Origin of the sequence: Sphingobium sp. C100, assembly GCF_000508185.1 — a bacterium.
Classification (GTDB): domain Bacteria; phylum Pseudomonadota; class Alphaproteobacteria; order Sphingomonadales; family Sphingomonadaceae; genus Sphingobium.
Map to the genome: position 1 here is coordinate 54,321 of NZ_AYOY01000002.1, position 22,169 is coordinate 76,489.

18 protein-coding genes and 1 tRNA gene are annotated in these 22,169 nt (G+C 62.7%); 12 read left to right on the forward strand and 7 right to left on the reverse strand.

Going from position 1 to position 22,169, the window contains the following annotated elements:
* Positions 1 to 375: 375 nt before the first annotated feature.
* The gene (locus C100_RS48920; RefSeq protein ID WP_200866534.1) at positions 376 to 1,164 is read right to left on the reverse strand and encodes an acid phosphatase; all 789 of its coding nucleotides are present in this window, start codon (positions 1,162 to 1,164) and stop codon (positions 376 to 378) included.
* 24 nt (positions 1,165 to 1,188) lie between these two features.
* A complete protein-coding gene (locus tag C100_RS48925; protein WP_200866535.1) occupies positions 1,189 to 2,241 on the reverse strand; it encodes a phosphatidylinositol-specific phospholipase C1-like protein in 1,053 nt (350 codons plus the stop codon).
* A 141-nt stretch (positions 2,242 to 2,382) separates the two neighbouring features.
* Here C100_RS48925 and C100_RS26275 point away from each other — a divergent pair, with 141 nt between their 5' ends.
* Entirely contained in the window at positions 2,383 to 4,488 is a 2,106-nt protein-coding gene (locus tag C100_RS26275) for a phosphocholine-specific phospholipase C (protein ID WP_024017990.1), read from the forward strand.
* Positions 4,489 to 4,512: 24 nt separating this feature from the next.
* Here the strand turns inward: C100_RS26275 and C100_RS26280 are convergent, their stop codons facing one another.
* Positions 4,513 to 6,639 carry a phosphocholine-specific phospholipase C gene (locus tag C100_RS26280; RefSeq protein WP_024017991.1) on the reverse strand — a complete coding sequence of 709 codons (2,127 nt, stop codon included), beginning with the start codon at positions 6,637 to 6,639 and terminating at the stop codon, positions 4,513 to 4,515.
* Between the two features lie 164 nt (positions 6,640 to 6,803).
* Here C100_RS26280 and C100_RS26285 point away from each other — a divergent pair, with 164 nt between their 5' ends.
* Together C100_RS26285 and C100_RS26290 are read left to right on the forward strand one after the other, a co-directional pair.
* Positions 6,804 to 7,352 carry a phosphonate degradation HD-domain oxygenase gene (locus C100_RS26285; protein ID WP_024017992.1) on the forward strand — a complete coding sequence of 183 codons (549 nt, stop codon included), beginning with the start codon at positions 6,804 to 6,806 and terminating at the stop codon, positions 7,350 to 7,352.
* A gap of 134 nt (positions 7,353 to 7,486) precedes the next feature.
* Positions 7,487 to 8,251 (forward strand): UTRA domain-containing protein, encoded by a 765-nt coding sequence (locus C100_RS26290; RefSeq protein ID WP_024017993.1) that lies wholly within the window; start codon positions 7,487 to 7,489, stop codon positions 8,249 to 8,251.
* Between the two features lie 71 nt (positions 8,252 to 8,322).
* Here the strand turns inward: C100_RS26290 and phnX are convergent, their stop codons facing one another.
* The 3 genes from phnX to C100_RS26305 are packed head-to-tail and all read right to left on the reverse strand — an operon-like array spanning position 8,323 to position 11,487.
* The gene (phnX, locus tag C100_RS26295; protein ID WP_031308494.1) at positions 8,323 to 9,108 is read right to left on the reverse strand and encodes a phosphonoacetaldehyde hydrolase; all 786 of its coding nucleotides are present in this window, start codon (positions 9,106 to 9,108) and stop codon (positions 8,323 to 8,325) included.
* Positions 9,093 to 10,223: a TIGR03364 family FAD-dependent oxidoreductase gene (locus C100_RS26300; RefSeq protein ID WP_024017995.1), complete on the reverse strand. Its 1,131-nt coding sequence runs from the start codon at positions 10,221 to 10,223 to the stop codon at positions 9,093 to 9,095. The genes phnX and C100_RS26300 overlap by 16 nt, the downstream gene beginning before the upstream one ends.
* Positions 10,216 to 11,487: a DUF5690 family protein gene (locus C100_RS26305; RefSeq protein ID WP_024017996.1), complete on the reverse strand. Its 1,272-nt coding sequence runs from the start codon at positions 11,485 to 11,487 to the stop codon at positions 10,216 to 10,218. Before C100_RS26305 ends, C100_RS26300 begins: the two co-directional genes overlap by 8 nt.
* A gap of 419 nt (positions 11,488 to 11,906) precedes the next feature.
* Here C100_RS26305 and C100_RS49270 point away from each other — a divergent pair, with 419 nt between their 5' ends.
* Positions 11,907 to 12,032 carry a hypothetical protein gene (locus C100_RS49270; RefSeq protein ID WP_268746813.1) on the forward strand — a complete coding sequence of 42 codons (126 nt, stop codon included), beginning with the start codon at positions 11,907 to 11,909 and terminating at the stop codon, positions 12,030 to 12,032.
* Positions 12,033 to 12,252: 220 nt separating this feature from the next.
* Positions 12,253 to 12,507 (forward strand): hypothetical protein, encoded by a 255-nt coding sequence (locus tag C100_RS0123815; RefSeq protein ID WP_031308497.1) that lies wholly within the window; start codon positions 12,253 to 12,255, stop codon positions 12,505 to 12,507.
* Positions 12,508 to 12,609: 102 nt separating this feature from the next.
* Here the strand turns inward: C100_RS0123815 and C100_RS26310 are convergent.
* Positions 12,610 to 12,699 (reverse strand) — tRNA-Ser (locus tag C100_RS26310).
* A gap of 136 nt (positions 12,700 to 12,835) precedes the next feature.
* On the opposite strand from C100_RS26310, the gene hspQ reads away from it, so the two are divergent.
* The 7 genes from hspQ to lgt all read left to right on the forward strand — a co-directional run.
* On the forward strand, positions 12,836 to 13,207 hold the full coding sequence (gene hspQ, locus C100_RS26315) for a heat shock protein HspQ (RefSeq protein ID WP_024017998.1): 372 nt from the start codon (positions 12,836 to 12,838) through the stop codon (positions 13,205 to 13,207).
* Positions 13,208 to 13,502: 295 nt separating this feature from the next.
* Complete coding sequence (locus C100_RS26320; RefSeq protein WP_031308500.1) at positions 13,503 to 15,443, forward strand: OPT family oligopeptide transporter; 1,941 nt, start codon at positions 13,503 to 13,505, stop codon at positions 15,441 to 15,443.
* Between the two features lie 72 nt (positions 15,444 to 15,515).
* A complete protein-coding gene (locus C100_RS26325) occupies positions 15,516 to 15,701 on the forward strand; it encodes a DUF3606 domain-containing protein (protein WP_024018000.1) in 186 nt (61 codons plus the stop codon).
* 162 nt (positions 15,702 to 15,863) lie between these two features.
* Complete coding sequence (locus C100_RS26330; RefSeq protein WP_024018001.1) at positions 15,864 to 18,635, forward strand: TonB-dependent receptor; 2,772 nt, start codon at positions 15,864 to 15,866, stop codon at positions 18,633 to 18,635.
* A 72-nt stretch (positions 18,636 to 18,707) separates the two neighbouring features.
* Entirely contained in the window at positions 18,708 to 20,111 is a 1,404-nt protein-coding gene (locus C100_RS26335) for a purple acid phosphatase family protein (RefSeq protein ID WP_024018002.1), read from the forward strand.
* Positions 20,112 to 20,119: 8 nt separating this feature from the next.
* Positions 20,120 to 21,193: a phytase gene (locus C100_RS26340; RefSeq protein ID WP_442800295.1), complete on the forward strand. Its 1,074-nt coding sequence runs from the start codon at positions 20,120 to 20,122 to the stop codon at positions 21,191 to 21,193.
* 74 nt (positions 21,194 to 21,267) lie between these two features.
* Positions 21,268 to 22,169 (forward strand): prolipoprotein diacylglyceryl transferase (gene lgt / locus C100_RS26345; RefSeq protein ID WP_024018004.1); only part of this gene is annotated, 902 nt, incomplete at its 3' end.

Genomic DNA, 22,169 nt, shown 5'->3' on the forward strand with positions numbered 1-22,169 from the left:
CCTCTGTGACAGTTCCTGCCGAAACGACACGATGCGGGATTTTCTCTCTCTGCGGAGATGCAGCGATATGACGCCCAACCCTTGCCGAAGGCCAAGTTTGGCGAGGATCGATCAACATTCCGTCACCGATTTCTTTTCAGTCTGTGTCACTGCAATAAGCAATGAGAGACGTCCGGCTTGCAGCTCTCCCGATCTCGGAAATATTGGACTATACCAGATTTCCGGCACGACTGCCTCCAGACCGCGCCTATCATCCCCGACTCCGCAGGCGGAACTGCCGCCGATGCCTGCTTTGCGGCCTTGTGCGACCATCCTGCCGAAACGTCAGCGCGAGTTTGGCGTCGAAAGCCAGTTCATGCCGTGCCTCACATCGCTCTAATAAACTGCCGTCGCCAAGGCGGCCGCCTCGGCCCGGCAGGCTGCAGCATCAGCTGCGGGAGCGATCGCACGGACCTTCGCCATCTCGTCGCGAGCAGCCTCCAGATCGGCGCGGAACGCGGCGGAGCCATGGAGAGCCGCGGTCGTTGCAGCCCCCGCCAACCAGCCCGCCTCGACCGCGCTCAGGCTGTGCGCGCCGCAGATCATCCGACTTTCGCCGAAGGCGCGCCCGCGCGCCAATATCTCGGTCGCCCGGTCAGGCGCCAGTTCCGCGAGGATCAGCGCCTCCATCCAGCCATTGGCGGTATGGCCCGACGGATAATCGCCATTGGCGGCCAGGCTCGCAGTCTTGGCCTGGCAGATCGGCGCTGTCGAACCGACATAGGGTCGCGGCACACGATAATATTGCTTGACCGGATCGACCATCCCGGCCGTCCCGGCCCGGTCAAGCAAGCGTGCCAGGGCGGGCGCCGTCTGCGCGGTCAACTGAACGCCTAAAGCGCAAGCGAAATGGTCAAAAGGCCCGGTATCGACGTCGGATGCCGCCACCTTCCATCGGGGCGAGCCTTGCAGGCGACGCGTCGCCACGAACAATTGACGGTCCGCAACGGCGACAGGGCCGGCCGCCGCCGGCGATGGCGGCAGGACGCGCAAGCCATCCGGCATGGTCTCAGGCGATAGATAGCCATGATTTGCCGAGGCCATGGTTTCGACCGGGAGGCCCGCACACCGGCCAGCGGCCCGCACCGGATTGCACAGCGCCGCCGCGCCGTCCGGCAGGCGCACCTGATAGTCATTGTGGAGTCGGGGCTACGGCCAGATATAGTCCGTTGAGACGAACTGCGCGCCCGATGCCAAAGCCGCGTCGCGGCGCCGCGTGTCGTTCCGTCGCGCTTCGAATGTACCCGCGTCGGCGCGGGTGCGAACGATAAAGCCTGCCGCGACCGCCTTTCGGATTCGCTCTGCCTCTGCGACCGGATCGTTGAGCGTCAGATAGGCCGCCGCCGGCGACTGCTCATCGGTGTTGACGAAGAAAAGCCTGCCCTCAAGCGACCGCCTTTTGCCGCGATAGAGGGCAACCTTGGCCGGGCCTTCGTCGAGCGCGAACAACATCTTGCCGCGCGCCTGTCCCAAGGTCGGCCACGCGTTGTGCAGCACGGCCTCGCGCAAGGTCGGATAAGCGCCCTGGACATCGTCGGGCGTGATCAGCGCCTGGGGCGGAAACACCGCGCGGACTTCGCGATCCAGCGCATCAAAGGCGGCGGCGTCGAACGGCAAGGCAGCCACCCCGCCCGACCGCGGCGCCGGGTCCGTCTTGGCGTTGAACATCAGCAGGATCGGTACATGATCACGATGGGCGAGCGACCAGCGTCGCACGATGCCGAGGCAGGCGCGCAAAGTTGTGCAAGAGCTCAGGACATCGATATTCTGGATATGCATCACCTTGAATCCCGGCTCTGACAGCGCCGCCTTCCGGGCAGGGTCCAGCGCAACACCGGCAGCGCGCAGTCCAGCAGGATCGAGGAAGCGTCCGCCCTGGGGATCGTAATAGACGTCGATCTCAAGTTGGCGGACGCCGGCGTCCAACTGCTCCGACAACGGACGATGCGCATAGTCGATCGCATCCGCATCGTCGGGCGCGATAGCCCGGATCCTAACGAGGACAGCCTCGGGCAGCGCAGTCTTGTAGCTGTTGTGCGTACCAACGGTGACGATGTCATTGAGTTTCAGTTTCTGGTCCATCCAGGCACGCTGACAAGCGGCGCCGGCGCTCGCCGCATCGGCTGCGGCAAAGTCGCATCGCGCGTCCGCACCGTGGGCGCCGGCAGGCAGCGCGCAACTGGCCATCAGTGCGGCCGCCAACTTCCACATATCCATTTTCCCGTCACCCAACCGCCATATCCATGGTCTAGACCACGGCAGTACGACAGGAGAATGACGGATGACCTTTTCCGGGGAGCGCTTCCCAATGTTCGTTGATCGCAATCGATCGGGAGGACGCACATGGTGACGATGCAGGATCGCCGCAGCTTCATCCGCGCCATGATGGCGACGGCGGGCGCGGCTGCAGCCTTCACCCCCGCCATTGCCCGCGCCCTGGAGATCCCAGCCGATCGGCGGACAGGCACGGTGAAGGATGTCGCCCATGTCGTCATCCTCACGCAGGAAAACCGCTCCTTCGATCATTATTTCGGCACGATGCACGGCGTAAGCGGCTATGGCGACCGCTTCGCCATTCCAGCCCCGCCGCTTGCCGGCGTTCCGGATCGCACTGTACTTCTCCAGCCAAATGAGCATCCGGGCGGCAAGCCAGCGCTGATCGCGCCATTCCGCCTCGATACCTCCGTTGATTTCCGTCTCTATCGGCCACTCGGCACGCCCCACGGCTTTGTCGATAGTCAGGCGGCGTGGGACAATGGCCGAATGGGCGCCTGGCCCCGCTTCAAGCATAATCACGCGATGGCGCATTTCACGCGCGAGGATCTGCCGTTCCAGTACGGCCTCGCCGAAGCCTTTACGCTTTGCGACGCCTATCATTGCGCCCTGCACCTATCCACCAACCCCAACCGACTCTACATCTGGACCGGCACGCATGACCCGTTGGCGAAGGGCAACGGGCCGGCGATCGACAACGGCTATGACGGGCTGGACGCTGATCCCTTGCATCACGGCGGCTATCTGTGGACGACCTATCCGGAACGCCTGATGGCGGCCGGCATCGGCTTTCAGATTTATCAGGATATGGCCGACAATTTCAGCGACAATCCACTGGTTGGCTTCCGACGCTATCGCGATGCGCATGGCGCATCCGCCGCAGCCGCGGCGCTCCTCGCGCGCCGGACGATGACGACCCGTTCGCTTGACGACCTGCGGCAGGACGTGATGGCCGGGCGATTGCCGGAGGTGTCGTGGATCGTCGCACCCACGGCGGCTTCGGAGCATCCCAGTGTCTCCACGCCGCTTCAGGGCGGGGACTATACGGCGCGGGTGCTCGATGCGCTCACCGCCAATCCCGAAGTATGGGCGCGGACCGTGCTGCTCATCAATTTCGATGAGAATGACGGCCTGTTCGATCATGTGCCCCCGCCGGCCCCACCGGCGCGCGTTTTGGGGCGGACGGTCGGCGCGACCAGCATCCCGGCCGACGACGAATATCATGTTCATTCCCAGACGGCCGAAGATGCGGTGTATCTCGGCCGTCCCTATGGCCTCGGCCCGCGTGTCCCGCTCTATGTGGTGTCGCCCTGGAGCAAGGGCGGGCATGTCGCCTCGGAGGTGTTCGACCATACGAGCATCCTACGCTTCCTCGAAACCCGCTTCGGCGTCCATGAGCCGAACATCAGTGCCTGGCGGCGCGCGGTGTGCGGCGACCTGACCTCCTGCTTCGATTTCGGGGCGCCCGACACGGTCGATTTCATGGGCACGCTGCCAGCCACCGCAGCCCTGTCCGAACGCGCAGCCCAACTGGAAGAGATCCAGCCGCCGGTTCCCGATCAGACAATTGCTCCGGTGCAGGAATCCGGTCTGCGACGACGGCGAGCGACGCCCTATCATCTCGACGCCCGGTTACGAATCGAAGGTGCCGGTTGCGCCTTGCTTTTCGCCAACCATTCGGCTGAGCGCGCGGCGGTTTTCCATGTCTATGACGTTATGCAACTAGACGAAGTTCCCGCCCGCTATACCGTCGGCGCAGGTGAAGCACTGACGCATCCGCTGTCTGCCTCGGGTGAGGTCGCGGACATCTTCGTCCTTGGGCCGAACGGTTTTCATCGACGCCTGACTGGGCGGAGCGATATCTTCTCGGCCTGCATCGAGACTGGCATGACCGCCCCCGCTGCGCTCCGCCTCGAAAATCTCACCGCGATTCCCCAATCCATCGCCATGACCGACCGTGCCTATGGCGCCACTCCCGAAACCATCATGTTGGCCCGCGGCGAAGCACGCAGCATCCCGCTCGACCTGACAGACAGTCACGGTTGGTATGATCGCCAACTGGTGGCGGCAGGCCAATCCTGGCGCATGGCCGGCCATGTAGAAGATGGAAAGCCCTCCTATTCCGATCCCGCTGCGGGCGGACCTGGCCCCCTCCGGCTGGCATTACCGGCTTGAAGGGGGTAAGCAACGCGGCTCATGCTAAACGCGCATCCTGCCAATAGCTGGATCTGTACGACCGGGTCGGCCATTCTCGACCTTACCTCCATAATGCCAAAACGGAGCATCATTCGGTCCTGCAGTGATTGACAGATCATACCAGTTGTTGCTCTTCGACAGACGCCAAAGATCACCCACGGTGTCGCCCGGCGCTACCGCCACGTCGCGCGTACGCGCGCCCTGTGCGGGATAGGCATCCCCGAGTGCGATGTGGAAAGTCAGCGGCTCTGTCCCGCGATTTTCAAGCTTAAGCTCGACGGCATCCATCTCCGGGCGATCAACCAAGCGAACCTGCCGGTCCGCCCGCCCGGCGACACTGCCCGCGAAGCGCCGCCAGAAACCATTTGGGCCATACAGCGTCAGATCGAACCGGTCTCCGTCAGCCTCCCAGACATCCTCGATGCGGTCGCCCGCACCGATCGTATAGTGGCGCGGCGCCCCGTCGCCGTAACTGTCGTATACCGTCAGAACGATTCCCGTTTCGCCTTCATTGACCATCATGATGGCGAGGCGACCGTCGCCATCCACATGGCTGTCGGCCAGGATTCTATAAGGTAGCGGCCGATGCGTGCGCTGTCCGGACATCTGCGTCGTTGGCATTTGCTGCGCAGGAATATTGTTGGCTGTCCCCGCGGCCGATCGCGCGACACGATCGCGAAAATCGTCGGTTCCAGGCAGCGACCGCGCAGCCATCTGCTCCCTCTGCGCGAAATCGAACGCGGATGTGAGGTCGCCGCACACCGATCGGCGCCATGAGCTGATATTCGGTTCGCGCACGCCGAAGCGCTTTTCCATGAACTGCAGAACCGAGGTGTGATCGAACAACTCTGAACAGACCTGGCCACCACGGCTCCAGGGCGAGACAATGACCGTCGGCGTGCGGATACCCAGGCCGATCGGATGCTGCTCATCCCCGGCCAAACCCGAGCCCCGATAATCCTTGGTCTCACCGTCCAGCGGCACACTGCTCTTGCCGCGATAGGTGCCGACCGGCGGCACGGGCGGCGGCATATGATCGTAGAAGCCGCCCGCTTCGTCATAGTTGAGAATGAAGACGGTCTTCGCGAACATATCGGGATTGTCCACCAGCGCCTCGATAAGCTTCGCGGTCACATGTTCGCCCTTGGACGGCTCGGCCTTGGGATGTTCGGAGAGGTCCGCAGCGGTCACGATCCAGCTGATCTGGGGCAATCGCCGGCTCTCTATGTCGCGACGGAAAGCGGCAACCAGTTGCTCACCGTCCGACCGCGTACGATCCGGTCCCTCGACATTTTCGCTGACCCAGGCCCGGCCGCGGCGATAGAGATCGCCATCCTTCGCACAAGGCCTGAACGGCGGGAATACCGACAAGAGATTGTCACCGAAATTGTCATATTCCTGGTAGACTTTCCAGTCGATGCCCGCCGCCTGCAACCGCTCGGCATAGGTCGTCCAGTTATAGGCTCTGGGATCGATCGGCTTATCCGTCGCCATGTCGGCACTCGGCGTCTCGTCCTCGCCATAATTGTGCATCTGCGGCTCACCACCAACCGTGCCGCCGCCGTTGCAGCCGGTGAACAGATGCATCCGGTTGGGGTAGGTCTGCGTCATCGTCGAACAATGATATGCGTCGCAAACGGTAAAGGCGTCAGCGAGGGCATAGTAGAAAGGCAAATCGCCGGCCCCATAATAGAGCATCCGGTTGTGCAACTCTTCGCTATGGCCCCAGCGGTCATAGCGCCCGCGGTTGAAGATATGCGTATTTTCGACATGCGACTGATCGGCGCCGTCGACCAGGAAGGAGCGCGTCGTCTTCGAGTCACCATGGAACGGCATGACATAGCCATCCACATGCTGCGTCGAGGGTTGCGACCATATAGTCCGTCCGCCCTTCAGATGCAGCGGCCGTGGATCGCCAAAGCCGCGCACCCCATTGAGCATACCGAAATAATGGTCGAACGACCTGTTTTCCTGCATGTGGACGACGATATGCTCGACATCCATGATCGATCCGGTTCGGCCAGCGGGCGCAATGGCGAGCGCGCGTTCGAGAAGACCGTTCGACACCATCGCCATCGCTGAGCCAACGCCCGCAATGCGCAGAAAATCACGCCTGTTTCGTCCGTCCATGGCCGCGCCCTTTCCTCACCACGCAACGACATCATTGTCGCCAACCTGTATTAAAACTGGTATAGTCCAATTTCGCTACAAATTGGCGACTACCCGGCGGGTGTGAAGCGCGCTCGCCTCACCCCTTCGGCCCTGTGAAACAGCGTGTGAGGTGCGACAGCATTATGAAGGCCCAGATTATCGACGATATTTTCGCTATTTTTCGGAAGTCTGGTAGCCTTAATTATGGAGAGGATGTGAGCCAGATGGAGCATATTCTCCAATGTGGCCACCTTGCGCGTATCGATGGAGCCTCCAACGCGCTGATCGCTGCAGCACTGCTCCACGACATTGGCCAGTTTTTCAACGACGCGGGCAATGCAGCCGAGCAAAAAGGTGTCGATGCACGCCACGAAGTGACGGGCGCTGCCTATCTGGCACCCTATTTCCCCGATTCCGTGACGGAACCGGTGCGCCTCCATGTCGAAGCAAAGCGCTATCTCTGCACTGCCGAGCCGGGTTATCTTGAATCGCTCAGCTGTGCTTCGGCGCTGAGCCTCAGCCTCCAAGGCGGACCGCATGACGAACAGCAAATGGCCGATTTCCTGGCTTTACCGGCCGCACAAAGCGCGATCCGTCTGCGGCGCTATGACGATCAGGGCAAGAAACGCGATTGGGACGTACCGGGACTGGACAGCTATCGCCCGCTGCTCGAATCGCTGCTGCGGGCCTGATCCCGCGCCTTATCGCCGTCCGACGATGGCCGGTCAGCGCTCTTTCCGCATTGACCTGATCGCGCGACAACCGCCAAGATAGGCGCAGCGGCGAACATAGCCGTTCCTTCCGAACGTCAACCACTGGTTCACCGATGCCCGCAAAGACAGAGCCGTTATCCTGGACCCGAACGCCCGGCACGACGTCGGACGGACCACAATATCTGGCCCTGCGCGACCAGATTGCGCTCAACATTGAAATGGGCGATCTGCCGCCCGGAACGAAGCTGCCGTCGGAACGGCAATTGCAGACCGGCAGCAGCACCGCGCGCGGGACAATCCGCGAAGCGTTGTTCCAGCTCGAAGCAGAAGGCCTCATCTACCGGCGTGACCGCAGCGGATGGTATGTTTCGCCCCCTGCGGTCACCTATGATCCGATGCGCTGGGCCGGCTTCATGACCTATGTGACCGAACAGGGCAGGACACCGAGCACGGAGACGCTGTCGAAGGAGAGCATGCCCGCCCCCTCCACCGTGGCCGACATCTTCCGCGTCGCACCGGGCACCACGCTCCACATGATCCAGCGGCGGCGCATGATCGACGGTCGACCGGTGCTGGCCGAGCGAATCATCGTCGATCCCGCGCTCGCGCCGGACCTGCTCTCGCACTCGCTCGACGGGTCGCTGACACATATATTGACGACCCATTATGGTGTGACGGTCGCTCGCAACCGGGTGGACATGCGTCCCTGCGCGCTGGTGAAGGAAGCGGCCGATGCGCTCGGCGTCAAATCCGGCACACCGGGCCTGCTGGTCGTGCGGACCAGTCTGGATGCGTCAGGCCGTGTGGTGGAATATGATCAGGAATATTGGCGCCACGATGCCATCAGGGTGCATGTGGATCTGAACGTGCGGACATAAGGCAAGACCGCCATGCTGGCGCACACTGGCATCACCCCGCGCCGGCCGCAGATTTCGATCGCGTACGAATGTCAGCCGATCGCCAGTTTCGCCAGCGCCTCTGGCAGGTCTGCGACGCTATCGATCACCAGATGGGCGCCGGCTGCCTCTAGTTCTGCCCGTGCGTTCGCGACGCGGGCGGAGCGATCATCCGCCGCCAGAGCGTTGAAAGCATCGCGAGACAGACCCACGCCATTGCCGCTCGCCGCAACGCCGATGGTCCAGACGCCTGCCGCGCGCCCCTCGGCAATCCCCACCGCCGCATCGTCGAGCTTGACGCAGGCCGTCGCAGGCCAGGCGCCAAGCTCCACCAGATTCTTCCACAGCATCAGGGGCGATGGCCGGCCGGCGGCGGTGTCGCCCGCGCACACCAGCATATCCGGCTTATAACCCTGCGCTTCGGCCAGCGGTAGGATGTCCACCATCATCGCGCGCGTATAGCCAGTGCAGGAACCGATCTTGACGCCCGCAGCCCGCAAGCGCCCGGCCACATCCGCCGCGCCCGGGATCAACTGGGCGCATTCGCGCGCCGCCTCGCGCATCATCGGCCCAATGTCGGCGAACAGGGCCGCCGCATCCCCCGCATCGGGCGCCTTGTCATGCTCGGCGATCCATGCGTCCCGAACGCGCGGCCCGGCGAGGATCGCCGCGATATGATCGCTCTTGGCCATGCCCATGTCGGCACGCACCTCGGCTTCGGTAAGGGGAACGCCCGCCGCCTCAAACAGCTTGCACAGCGCCACCACCGGCGCACGGCTACCGAAATCGATCATCGTGCCGGCCCAATCGAACACCACCGCCTTCAAAGCTGGATGCATGTTTCCCTCCCTTGACTGTCGAACACTGCGCCGACCACATCTTCGGCGAGCGCGAAGGCGGTCGACGCCCCCGTCCCGCTCGTGACCACGATCAGCATCACCCCGTTCATCGGCGTGCGCACAACGCTATGCCCTGCTGCCGATGCGTGGGTGCCGGTCCACCGCTCAACGACGCCTGACGCCTTACCCAGCACCGCTTCATACTGACGCAGTATCTCGGCATCGACGGCCTCTGCGGCAAAGGGGTCGGGTGTCGGCGCATAGTCATGGCTGTCACCAACCACCAGGCTGCCATCCGCGCCCTGAACGGCGATCAGATGAATGCCATAGCGCAACGCTTCGCTTTCTTCCCGTTCCAGGCGTGCGCGCAACGCGCCAGCTTCCGGGAGCGCCGCGTAGCCCAGATAACGCACGAAGCTGAGGTCGCTCATCACCGGAGCGGGCAAACGCCAACCGGGCGCAGCAAGCCGCAGCATCTGGAGCTTGCAGCGCCGAATGCCAGCTTCGGCATAGATGTCCGGGTAAAGCGTCGCCCAGTCATCGCCCGGGCACAGGAAGATCATGTCGGCGCGATAGGCGCCGTCCCTGCAATGCACCACGCCCGTCTCGGCATGAAAGGCCGCGAGGCCGCGCCGAAACGAAACCCCATACGCCTTCTCCAGCCATCGGGCGAGCAGGGGAATCGCTGTGCGCGATTCCACCCGCAGATCGTGCGGACTGAAGAGACCGCCGGCCGCCGGGGGCGTGCCGGGAAGGCGCGCTGCGACCTCGCCGCCGCTAAGGCGCACGCACGCCTCGCCCATTTCGGTAGCGAGGAAGGCATCGACCATGGCAGCGGCTTCCGGGCGTTGCGCGATCAGCAGCAAGCCCTCCTGCTCGATGCGGATACCGGCAGGGCCGGCGATGGTGCGCCAGACCTCGCTGCTGCGCCGGGCCAGATCCCACACGCGTCCGCGCTCCTGACCGGTGACGGTCACGAAGCCGAAATTGCGGATCGACGCGCCATTTGCGCAGGCGTCCCGATCAATCACAAGGACGCGCTTACCACGCCGGGCCGCGGCGAGGGCATGGGCCAGCCCGACAATGCCCGCGCCGACAATGATCACGTCATGCATGGGCCTGGACCAATTCTCGCCGTTCGAGGCGGAGGAAATAAACTGCCGACAATAGGGTCAAAAGTATGACCAGTGCCGCCGTCACATAGCTGCAGGTGATGAAAAAGGGCAGCCAATCGACCTTCTGCGCGACCAGGCTGCGGTAGAGAAGCAGTGCGACGCTGCCGCAATAGCCCGACGCATCGGCGATATAGATCAGGAACCCTGCATTGCCGGCCCGGCCAAGCGCCGCGATCATCCGATCGAAAAGCATGGCGTTGAACGGGGTGTAACCGAGATAGAGCCCCGCGCCGGTGAGGATCATCCATGACAGCGGCCCCAGAAGATGCGCCTGGAACGCCAGCGTCGATGCGCCGAGCAGCAACGCGCCCAGAATGATGACACCATGCATCGCCAGCAGGGCGCGCTTGTTGTTCCGCACCAGCATCAGCGCGCCAAGCCCGGCGAGCGCGATCACGGCGACCGGCAACTCGCTTTGCGAGAAAATCGACGCGGCGCCGCCAAATCCCATCGCCGTCCATAATTCCACCGCGAAATTGTCGCGAAAATCGCGCAGCGCCGTCAGGAGCACATAGCCCGACACGAGCACCGCCATCGGCAGGCCATGCGTGCGCAGGAACGCCGCCCGGTCATTCTTCCGCATCGGCGCGCGCGCGGTTCGCTCCGCCTCGTCCCGCCCATCTGGCGGCGGAAGGCGTTCCAGAACCCAAAGCGAGAGCAACAATATCGGCGCGAAGGCGATGCCGGTCACCGCGGGCATCCAGGTTTCGCTGACACCCTGCTGCATCATCCAGACGGCGACCGATTTCACCACGCCCGACGAGAGGATGAAGCTTGCACACAGCATGGCCCCCAGCATTTCCGAGCAGCGCCGTCCCTCTACATAGGAGAAGACAAAACCCCAGATCATGCCAAGCGGCAGGCCATTGAGAAACAGGCAGAGCGGTCCCCATCCCTTGGGCAGGATCGCAAACAGGACCAGCGCAATCCATGACAAGCCGATGAGGCACAGGATCGCCATCGCCCGCCCCTGTCGTCCCGCTTCGGCGATGACCCGGATGCCGATAAGCTTCGACAGCGCATATCCGATCACCTGTGCGATCAGCAGGCCGGTCTTGTAGTCGATGCCCAAAGGCAGCAGGCCCATATCCTCGTAAGTTCCGGCCGCAAATGGCTTGCGAAAAGCGTACATCGCGAAATAGGCGCCGAACGCCGCGAGCCCCCCGACGATGAGGAGCGCTGTACGTCCAGCCGGCTTGCGCACGACGGACCGCTGGTTAAATCCATGACGAGACATTGCAATCTGGTCTGGACCAGTTTTACGACAACTTCATGACCGGTGACACGATATATGGCGATGTATTCCGGACCTATGCCCGGCACATTCTCGCACCGATCCCCACGGCGGCGATGTGGTAGTGTTCGAAGCTATCGTCGAGCGGCGGGCGCAGAGGTCCCGGCTTCCCAAAGCTCAAAACGCTTCAGTAGCCGATTGGCTTGGATTCCATAGCGCCCCGGATTCAGGCAGTGGACGGGATATCGGAACATCGGGTCTCCGATATGACATTTCTCTGGCACGCCCTTTCCAGCAGCGCAGGTCGTGGGAGAACTTCTCCTATGGGAGCAATGATTATGCATCGGCAGCAACAGCACACACTGCTGGCATGGCGGTGAAGCTCAAACGTGCAAGTTCGTACCAACGTCTTTGAACGTGTCAGCCGTATATCGGGCCAAGTCCATGCGAGCCGCAATCCCGACCGGATCGACCGCCGCACCTTCATGGCCGCTCTTTGCGCGTCGCTGCCGTGATCCCCATTCGTCGGACCATAGCCAGAACGTCGCACCGGACAATGATTGTCGCTACATTGTGGGCATGTGATCGCTTAGGCGAGCAAAGAGGCAAGCATGGCGATCGTCGTTAACCATATGTGTCATCGCCTACTTGTTCATTCAGGCAAGATTTATGGACCAAGGCGTTGCGCCGCGTTCGCGCGGCTCCCTGCGCTATCAGCGCCGAAAGGCAAGGCGAATGGGCGTCGATCCGCACGACGTTCCGATCAACCCTAGAGCCGGATCGTGGCAACCGCCGGAACCGATCGGCGAAAGCCCTGTGAGCGATCTTGCCTATAGCTTGTCGATGACCGCCCTACTGGTCGTTCTGATGATATGCGGCGGATTTGTGATGATGGCGAGCGGGATCGATGGCGTTTGGTTTTGGGCTTGGGTGCTGTTCCTACTCGTCGGACAATGGATTTTGTGGAACCGCCGCAAAGCCGGAGGATAGAAAATTCTCCGTTCCCACCGCCGAAATCATGTGGGATTTTATGAAGGACGGCGCGCCATGCCCCCAAGGACATCTAGCGAAATCAGCTGTTAATGAAGGAATTGGCGGAGAGGGTGGGATTCGAACCCACGTTACGGTCTCCCGTAAACCGCATTTCGAGTGCGGCGCATTCGACCACTCTGCCACCTCTCCGCAGAAGGTCCGCGAAGCGCTACGATGCGCTGCATTCCCGGTCGAGCGGCGGCCATTAGCGAATGAAATTACACTTGCCAAGCGGCCAAACGGGTATTTTTCTTGTGTCAGGCTGGCATGCTCCTAAATTGGAGCGATGAAAGAGATGACTCAGATTTTCGGCGCCGGCATCACGGCCCCGCCGATTGTCCATGCACGCTTCAGCATCGGCGACGTGGTCAAGCACCGGATGTTCGGTTTTCGCGGCGTCGTGTTCGACATCGACCCGGTCTTCGCCAACAGCGAGGAATGGTATGAAGCGATCCCCGAAGGCGCACGGCCCGACAAGCACCAGCCCTTCTATCATCTGCTCGCCGAAAATGGCGAATCCAGCTATGTCGCTTATGTCAGCCAACAGAATCTGGTGGCGGACGACAGCGACGAGCCGGTCGATCATCCGGCCATCACCGGCATGTTCGGAGCCTATGCCGAGGGCAAATACCGGCTCCGCCCGCTTCATCGCCATTGAACGCGCGCCCACGGCTTTGCGCGTTCCGGTCGAAATCCAGCGCCCCGGCCTTGGCGCATGGCGAACAGTGCGAAGGCTTGGTTACGATCCATCGCGCCTTTGGCTGCCATGCCACCTGGCATAGGGTCAGGATGGCTGGCGCCACTGCGACCTAAGCTGCCCGGATGCACGAAAGCATGTCTGAAGCCACTTTCCGATTGATCCATAGCCAAGCAACATTATTACTAGCTGCTTGACACAAGCGAGAAGCCAGGGGGACCGAAGGGTGACGATCGAAAAGGCACAGGCCAGCGGCATGGCCGAATTGACGCTGCGTGGCGTCATCCTCGGCGCGCTCATCACCCTCATTTTCACGGCGGCCAACGTCTATCTGGGCCTCAAAATCGGCCTGACCTTCGCGACCTCCATTCCCGCCGCGGTCATCTCCATGGCGGTGCTGCGTCTGTTCGCGACCGGCACCATTTTAGAAAACAACATTGTCCAGACCATCGCCTCGGCCGCCGGCACGCTCTCGGCCATCATCTTCGTGCTGCCTGGCCTGGTCATCATCGGCTGGTGGCAGGGCTTTCCCTATTGGCTGTCCGCCTTCACCATCGCGCTGGGCGGCATATTGGGCGTCATGTATTCGGTGCCACTGCGCCGCGCGCTCGTTACCGGGTCCGATCTTCCCTATCCCGAGGGCGTGGCCGCCGCTGAAGTGCTGAAGGTCGGTGCGGGATCGCGCGAAGGGCTGGAAGAGAACAAGCGCGGCCTTGCCGCCATCGTCGCCAGCGCTCTTGCCGCCGCCAGTTTCTCGATCATCGCCAAGACCCGCATCCTCGCCGAAGAAGCCGCTACTTTCTTCCGCTTCGGGACTGGCGCGACGTCGGTCTCCACCAGTTTCTCGATGGCGTTGATCGGTGTCGGCCATCTCGTTGGCCTGTCGGTTGGCGTCGCCATGTTCATCGGCCTGCTCATCAGTTGGGTCGGCCTGGTTCCCTATCTCACGACCCCTTTGCCCGCCGGTGCGGACATTGCGGACATCGTCGGCACAGCGTTCCGGACGAAGGCGCGCTTTATCGGCGCGGGCACCATCGGCGTCGCGGCGATCTGGACCCTGCTCAAAATCCTTGGCCCGATCATCAGCGGCATCCGCTCAGCCCTGGTCGCCAACGCGACGCGGCGGGCAGGCAATGCAGGGCTGCTCGAACTGACCGAGCGCGACCTGCCCATTTCCATCGTCGGCGGCACCATCCTGGCGGCGCTGCTTCCCATCGGAATGCTGTTGTGGGTGTTCGCGCAGGGCGGGCCGATTGCTGACAATCCCGTTCCGGTCATCGGCCTGACCCTGGCCTATGTGCTGGTGGCAGGCATCGTGATCGCGTCGGTCTGCGGCTATATGGCGGGCCTGATCGGTGCTTCGAACAGCCCGATTTCCGGCGTCGGCATTCTCGCCGTGCTGGGCGCGTCGCTGATGCTGGCCGCCATTTACGGTTCGGGCGGCAATGATCCCTCCCAGACCCAGGCGCTGATCGCCTACGCCCTGTTCACCACCGCGATCGTGTTCGGCATCGCCACCATCTCCAACGACAATCTTCAGGATCTCAAGACCGGCCAGCTGGTCGGCGCGACGCCCTGGAAACAGCAGCTCGCGCTCATCCTGGGCGTCCTCTTCGGCGCGCTCGTCATCCCGCCGGTGCTTGACCTGCTCAACAGCGCCTTCGGCTTTGCAGGGGCGCCGAATGCCGGCCCCAACGCCCTGCCCGCGCCGCAGGCCGCGCTGATCTCCGCGCTGGCCAAGGGCGTGCTGGGCGGCGATCTCGACTGGGGGCTGATCGCCATCGGCGCCGGCATCGGCGCGGTCGTCGTGCTGATCGACGAGACACTGGGCAAGGCCGGAAAGCTACGCCTGCCGCCGCTCGCCGTCGGCATGGGCATTTATCTGCCAATGGCGCTCACCCTATTGATCCCGGTCGGTGCGGTCATCGGCCATTTTTATAACCGCTGGGCGCTGCGCCAGAGCAATCCCGAGTTCGCCGAGCGCATGGGCGTGCTGATGGCAACCGGTTTCATCGTCGGCGAAAGCCTGTTCGGCGTTGCCTTCGCCGGGATCGTCGCCAGCACCGACAGCGACGCACCCCTGGCGCTGGTGGCAGAAAATCATTGGGCCGTGCCGCTGGCGATCCTGATCTTCGCTGGCGTGATTGCCGGTCTCTATGCGCGGTTGCGCCGCTGGGCCTCGGACCCCCTGTCCTAAAGGGAAGGGGGCAATCATGGCGGAATATGCGTTACTCCTATCCCTTGATCGCAACAGGAGTGAAGTTCAACCATGCGCGCCGACCAGAGACGCCCCGAGTCGCAAGATCTCACCCGCATCTCGCTCGACCCGGATCACATTTCCTACTGGACCAATCGCTTCGGCGTGTCACAGGATGAAATAGAGGAAGCCGTAGAGGCCGTCGGCGATAGCGCCGACGCTGTGGCCGCCTATTTAGGTGCACCGAGGGCGCGCTGAACTGACTGTATCGAAAATGCAACGATCATGTGGAACCATTTTGATTTCACCGATCTGTAACGACCGTAGCATCAAGCTGTAACAGAAATCTCCCACTGGCCACCTCAACCGGACAGCGATCGGACTCTCCCCGGTCGCTGTTGGCCAACAGGGAGATTCATCATGAACCGCTTTTTCCGTGGCGCAAGCCGCGCTGCCATCGTTGTCGCGCTGGCGACGCCGGGCGTGGCTCTGGCCGGCACCATCGTCGGCATTGTGTCGGACGGCACCGGCACGCGCGCCCTCCAATCCACGCAATTGCGGATCGTCGAGATCGGCCGCGTTGCAGAGGCCGGCCGTGACGGCAGCTATCGTTTCCCCGATGTTGCGCCCGGCACCTATACGATCGAAGCCCGCTATGTCGGCGCCGACCCGGTTCGCACCACCGTCATCGTCCCCGCCAGCGGCGATGTAAAGGCGGACATCCGCATCGGCTCTGATGTCGATGCGTCGATCATCGTCGTCGGTCAGGTCGCCAACCAGGCATCGACCCTGTCGCGCCAGCGCGCCGCCGACGGTGTCGAAAGCGTCCTGACCCGCGACGCCATCGGCCAGTTTCCCGACCAGAATGTCGCAGAATCGCTGCGCCGCCTGTCGGGCGTAAACATCCTCAACGACCAGGGCGAAGGCCGCTTCGTATCGGTCCGCGGCCTTGATCCCGAACTCAACGCCGCATCGGTCAACGGCGTGCGCCTGCCCGCGCCGGAAAGCGACGTCCGCTCGGTCGCGCTGGACGTCATCCCGTCCGAACTGATCGAATCGATCGAGGTCAAGAAGTCGCTGACGCCCGACATGGACGGCGACACGATTGGCGCGTCGATCGAAATCCACACCACCAGCGCCTTCGACCGCAAGAAGGACCTGTTCTCGGTCAAGGCCGAGGGCAGCTATAATGATCTGGCCGACAGCATCACGCCCAAGGGGTCGTTCGACTTCTCGAAGAAGCTGAGCGACAATTTCGGCATCGCCGGCGGCGCCAGCTATTACAAGCGCCGCTTCGCGACCAATAATGAGGAAATGGACGGCTGGGATGTCGAAGACGGCATCGCCTATGCCGACACGATGGAATATCGCGACTATGACGTGACGCGTAAGCGCATCGGCGCGTCGCTGAGCCTCGACTGGCAGCCCAGCCCGTCGACCAAACTCTACGCTCGCGGCCTCTACAGCCAGTTCGACGACCAGGAATATCGTCGTCGCCTGACCATCGAGATGGACGAAGCACCGTCAAGCGGCACCGCCACCAGCGCCGATTTCAATTCTGAAGACGGCGAAATCACCGTCACCCGCGACCTCAAGGACCGGTTCGAGCGCCAGCGCATCCGCTCGATCAGCCTGGGCGGCGAGACCAATACCGGCCCGTGGAAATTCACCTATATGGGCAGCTGGTCCAAATCGTCGGAACGGGAAAACGGCTCGATCGACCCGGTCGCGTTCGAACGCAAATTCGACGATGGCGACGATCTCGGCATCAGCTTCGACTATAGCAACCCGCGGCGGACGGCCTACAGCATCACGGCCGGGCAGGACGTCTTCCTCGACCCGACCGAATATGAATTCGACAAGGCCGAGCGCACCACGCTGAGCGATTCGCAGGATGAAGAGTGGGCGATCAAGGCCGACATCTCGCGCTCCTTTGCGATGGCGACCGGCGAGTTCACCATCCAGGCGGGCGGCAAGGCGCGCTGGCGCACCAAATCCTACAACAGCACCTATGACATCTATGATGGCTATGAAGGCGACCTGACACTGGCCGACGTGCTCGGCACGCAGGACTATGATCTGGCGTCCATCGATCCGGTTCCCGCCAAGAAATCGTTCCGCAATTTCTTCAACGACAACCTTGCCTCGTTCGAACTGGATGAAGGAGACAGCTGGCAGGGATCGAACGAGGAAGACTATAGCGTCGATGAAGACATTCAGGCCGCCTATCTGCTTGGCCGTTGGGACAGCACGACGCTCCGCGTGATCGGCGGCGTCCGTATGGAGCACACGAAGAACGACATCACCGGCAACCTGCTCGACATCGACAATCGGACGCTCACGGTTCTCAACTTCAAGCGCAGCTACACCGACTGGCTGCCCAGCCTGACGCTGCGCTACGAGCCGGTTCGCAATGTCGTGCTGCGTGCGGCCGGCTATAAGAGCCTGGTGCGTCCCAAGCTGTCGCAACTGGCCCCGCGCGTCGTGATCGAGGACAATGAGGGCGAATTCGGCAACCCGGACCTCAAGCCCTACCGCGCCTGGAATATCGACGCCTCGGCCGAATATTATTTCGGCCGCAACGCCGCCCTGTCGGCCGGCTTCTTCTGGAAGGACGTCAAGAATTTCACCTACATCCAGGTGATCGACGACTATCAATATGGCGACCTGCTGCTCGATCAGGCGTCCATACCGGTCAATGGCGACAGCGCCAAGATCAAGGGCCTGGAGTTGAGCTACAGTCAGGTGTTCGACTTCCTGCCCGCGCCGTTGGACGGCCTGCTGGCCCAGGTCAACTACACCTATACCGATGCCAAGGGCACGGTGCTGACCGATGGCGACATCACCGACCCGCGCAAGATTCCGCTGGCATCCTCTTCCAAGAACACGCTCAATGTCGTCCTCGGTTACGAAAAGGGACCGATCTCGCTGCGCGCGGCCGGCACCTACCGCGACAAATATGTCGACGAAGTCGGCGATACGGCTGCGGAAGACCGGTATGTGGACGAACATTTCCAGCTCGATCTCAGCGCCAAATATCGTGTCCGTCCGGGCGTGCGCGTCTTCGCCGACTGGGTGAATGTGACCAATGCGCCTTATTTCGCCTATCAGAATCTGGAAGGTCGCCGTCGCCTGCTGCAATATGAAAATTATAGCTGGACCATCAAGTTCGGCGTGAGCGCGAACTTCTGATCCCTTCGTCCATATCCTCCCTACCGGTCGTGCTCGCGCACGGCCGGTAGGCCCGTTTCCGGAAGGACGCGCATGTTCCGTCTTCCTATCCTGACGTTCTTGCTGGCGACTACGCCGGCGGCTCTGCCAAGCCAGTCCGCCGCACAGACGCCTGTGCCCCGATCGGCCGGCGCGCCCTATGCTGCGCGCAACCTGCCCGATCGCATCATGCTCACCCCGGCCGCCGATCCAGCTCACGGCATAGCCGTCGCCTATCGCACCGACGCGGCCCAAACCGCCAGCGAAGCGCAGATCGCCATCTCCGTCGATGGTCCGACATTGGAGGAAAAGGCGATCATCGTGACCGGCCCTGCCGGCATTGCGAAGGACAGCGCCAACGGCCCTGCCCTTTACCACCAGATCCGCTTCGACAATCTGACGCCCGACACCGTCTATGCCTATCGGCTCAAGGGCAGCGCGGGCTGGAGCGAATGGCTGCAATTCCGCACCGCTTCGAGCGCGGCCAAGCCCTTCCGGTTCCTGTATCTGGGCGACATCCAGAACGGCATATTGACCTATGCCAGCCGCGTGATCCGACAGGCTTTCCACGCCAATGGCGGGATCGAACTGGTCGCCCATGCCGGCGACCTCGCCGCCCAGCGCGATGATCTGGACCACGACGATGAGTGGGGCGAATTCAACCAGGCGGGCAGCTATAATTGGTCGATCGTCCCGCAACTGCCCGCCACCGGCAATCATGAATATATCGACGTGATGCTGCCCGATGGTGGGGAAAGCCGCCAGCTCGGCCCCTATTTCCCGCTGCAATTCGCGCTGCCGGACAATGGCGCGCCTGGCCTGAAGACGACCTATTATGTCGATTATCAGGGCGTGCGTTTCATCGTGCTGGACGGCACCTCCGCCATCGACCTGGGCACCATGGCGCAGCAGACCCGATGGCTGGACGCCACGCTTGCCGCCAGCAAGGCCCTATGGAATGTCGTGCTGTTCCACCAGCCGGTCTTCACCTGCGCTCGTCCCGATGACACGGCGGAAGTGAAAGCGGCATGGAAGCCCGTTTTTGACAAGCGCAAGGTTGATCTGGTGCTCCAGGGCCATGACCATTGCTATAGCCGCCTGACATCGGAGGCGGGGCGCGAGGCGTCCGCGCAGGCGCGCGCGGACGGCGCGATCCAGGGTCCGGTCTATCTGGTTTCGGTCACCGGGTCCAAAATGTATGGCCTCAATGACCGCGCCCGCACCCAGCCGGACAAGACGGCGGAGGCGACCGAGTTGTATCAGGTCGTGGATGTGGATGGCGATCGACTGAAGTTCCGCACCTATACGGCGTCGGGCAAGCTCTATGACGGCTTCGATCTTGAAAAACGGGCGGACGGCAATCACCTGACCGACACGGACGAGCCCATGATCGCGGTGCGCACCTGCACCGGCAATATCGGCCCGGACGGTGGCAAGTGCGTGGCGCGCGGCAAATGAGGACGATCATGATGCAGCGTTTTCTGTTTCCCATCGCCGGCCTTCTGGCGCTCGCGGCCTGCTCGACCGGAGAGAGCGAAGTCCCCGTCGCGGTCCGCATCGCCAATGCGACCCCGGCCGTCAACGTGACCGCCCGCGGCGAAACCACCCCGGTCGGCACCGCCAACGCCGACGCCGCCGACGATCCGGCCATCTGGCGCAATGCCGCCGATCCGGCCGCCAGCCTGATCGTGGGCACCGACAAGAAGGCAGGCCTTTATGTCTATGGCATGGACGGCAAGACCCGCAGTTTCATCGATGCCGGCCGGGTCAATAATGTCGATCTGAAGGACGGCGTCACCATCAACGGCGCGCCGGGCGTGCTGGTCGCTGCGTCGGATCGCAACGATGTGGCCAATGCCAAAATTGCCCTGTTCCGGCTTGATAGTGCGACAGCGAAATTGACAGCTCTGGGCAAGATCGACGGCGGCACGGGCGAAGCCTATGGCATCTGCCTCGGCCGCGACGAGGCGGGGCTCTATGGCTTCATCGTGCTCAAGGACGGCACCATCCACCAGATCGCCATCGACGCGTCGGGGGCGACACCCACCGGCCGCACAGTCCGCACCATGAAGCTTGGCACCCAGGCGGAAGGCTGCGCCGTCGATGACCGCACCGGCACGCTCTATGTGGCGGAAGAGGATGTCGGCCTGTGGCGGTTCGACGCCCGCGCCACCGGATCGACCACGCCGGTGCAGATCGCCGCGGCGGACGGCAAGAATCTGGTGATGGACGCCGAAGGCGTCGCCATCGCGCCGATCGGCGAAAAGGACGGCTATGTCATCGTCTCCAGCCAGGGCGACAATGCCTATGTCGTCTACAAGATGAGCGACGACAGCTATGTCGGCCGTTTCCGCATCGTCGATGGCGCCATTGGCGGGTCGGAAGAAACCGACGGCATCGAACTGATGCTCGGCGATTTCGGCCCAAATTATCCCGGCGGACTGTTCATCGCCCAGGACGGCCATAACGCTGCGGCAGCGCAGAATTTCAAGCTGGTCGCGTGGGCCGACATCGTGAAGGCGCTTGGCCTGCCGCAATGAGTGGCGCCGGGGGCCGGATGGACTAAACGACCCGGCCCCTTCGCAGCCCCTTGGTCTCCGACGGCCCATGCTCTATGGGAGCAGGCCTGTCCAAACTGAGGGAAGCCGATTTGATCCTGGACCTTGCCGCCGCCGCTTCGAGCGCCATCCGCTTTGAAGATCTGGGGCTCAATCCCGTCGCCCTCAACCTCGGCTTCTTCACGCTGAAATGGTACAGCCTCGCCTATCTGGCGGGCATCCTGATCGGCTATTGGTATCTGTTGAAACTGGTGGCCCAGCCCGGTTCGCCGATGGCGCGGCGTCATGCCGACGACATGATCTTCTATGCCACGCTCGGTATCATCATCGGCGGGCGGCTGGCCTATGTGATCTTCTACCAGCCCGAAATTCTGAGCAACCCGATCGACATCTTCAAGCTGTGGAATGGCGGCATGTCCTTCCATGGCGGCGCGGCCGGCGTTTCGCTCGGCATCCTCTACATGGCGCGCAAGGAAAAGCTCTCCTGGCTGCGCATCCACGACTATGTCGCCTGCGTCGTCCCCTTCGGCCTGTTCTTCGGCCGCCTCGCCAATTTCGTGAACGGCGAATTGTGGGGCAAGGCGACCGACGTGCCCTGGGCCATCATCTTCCCGACCGGCGGCGACGTGCCGCGCCATCCCAGCCAGCTGTATGAAGCGGGGCTGGAAGGCGTGCTGCTGTTCCTGATCCTCGCCTTCGCCTTCTGGAAAACCCAGGCGCGCTACAAGCCCGGCATGTTGGTGGGCATCTTCCTGCTCGGCTATGGCTGCTTCCGCTTCGCCGTCGAATATGTGCGCGAGGCCGACGCCCAATTGATGGAGTTCGCGGCGCGCACGGGCCTCCATATGGGCCAGTGGCTCTGCCTCCCGATGATCGCCGCCGGCCTCTACCTGATCGTCACCGCCAAGGGCCGCCGCCTGCGCGTCGAGCCGGTGGCTGGCAGCGCCAGTGTCGGCTG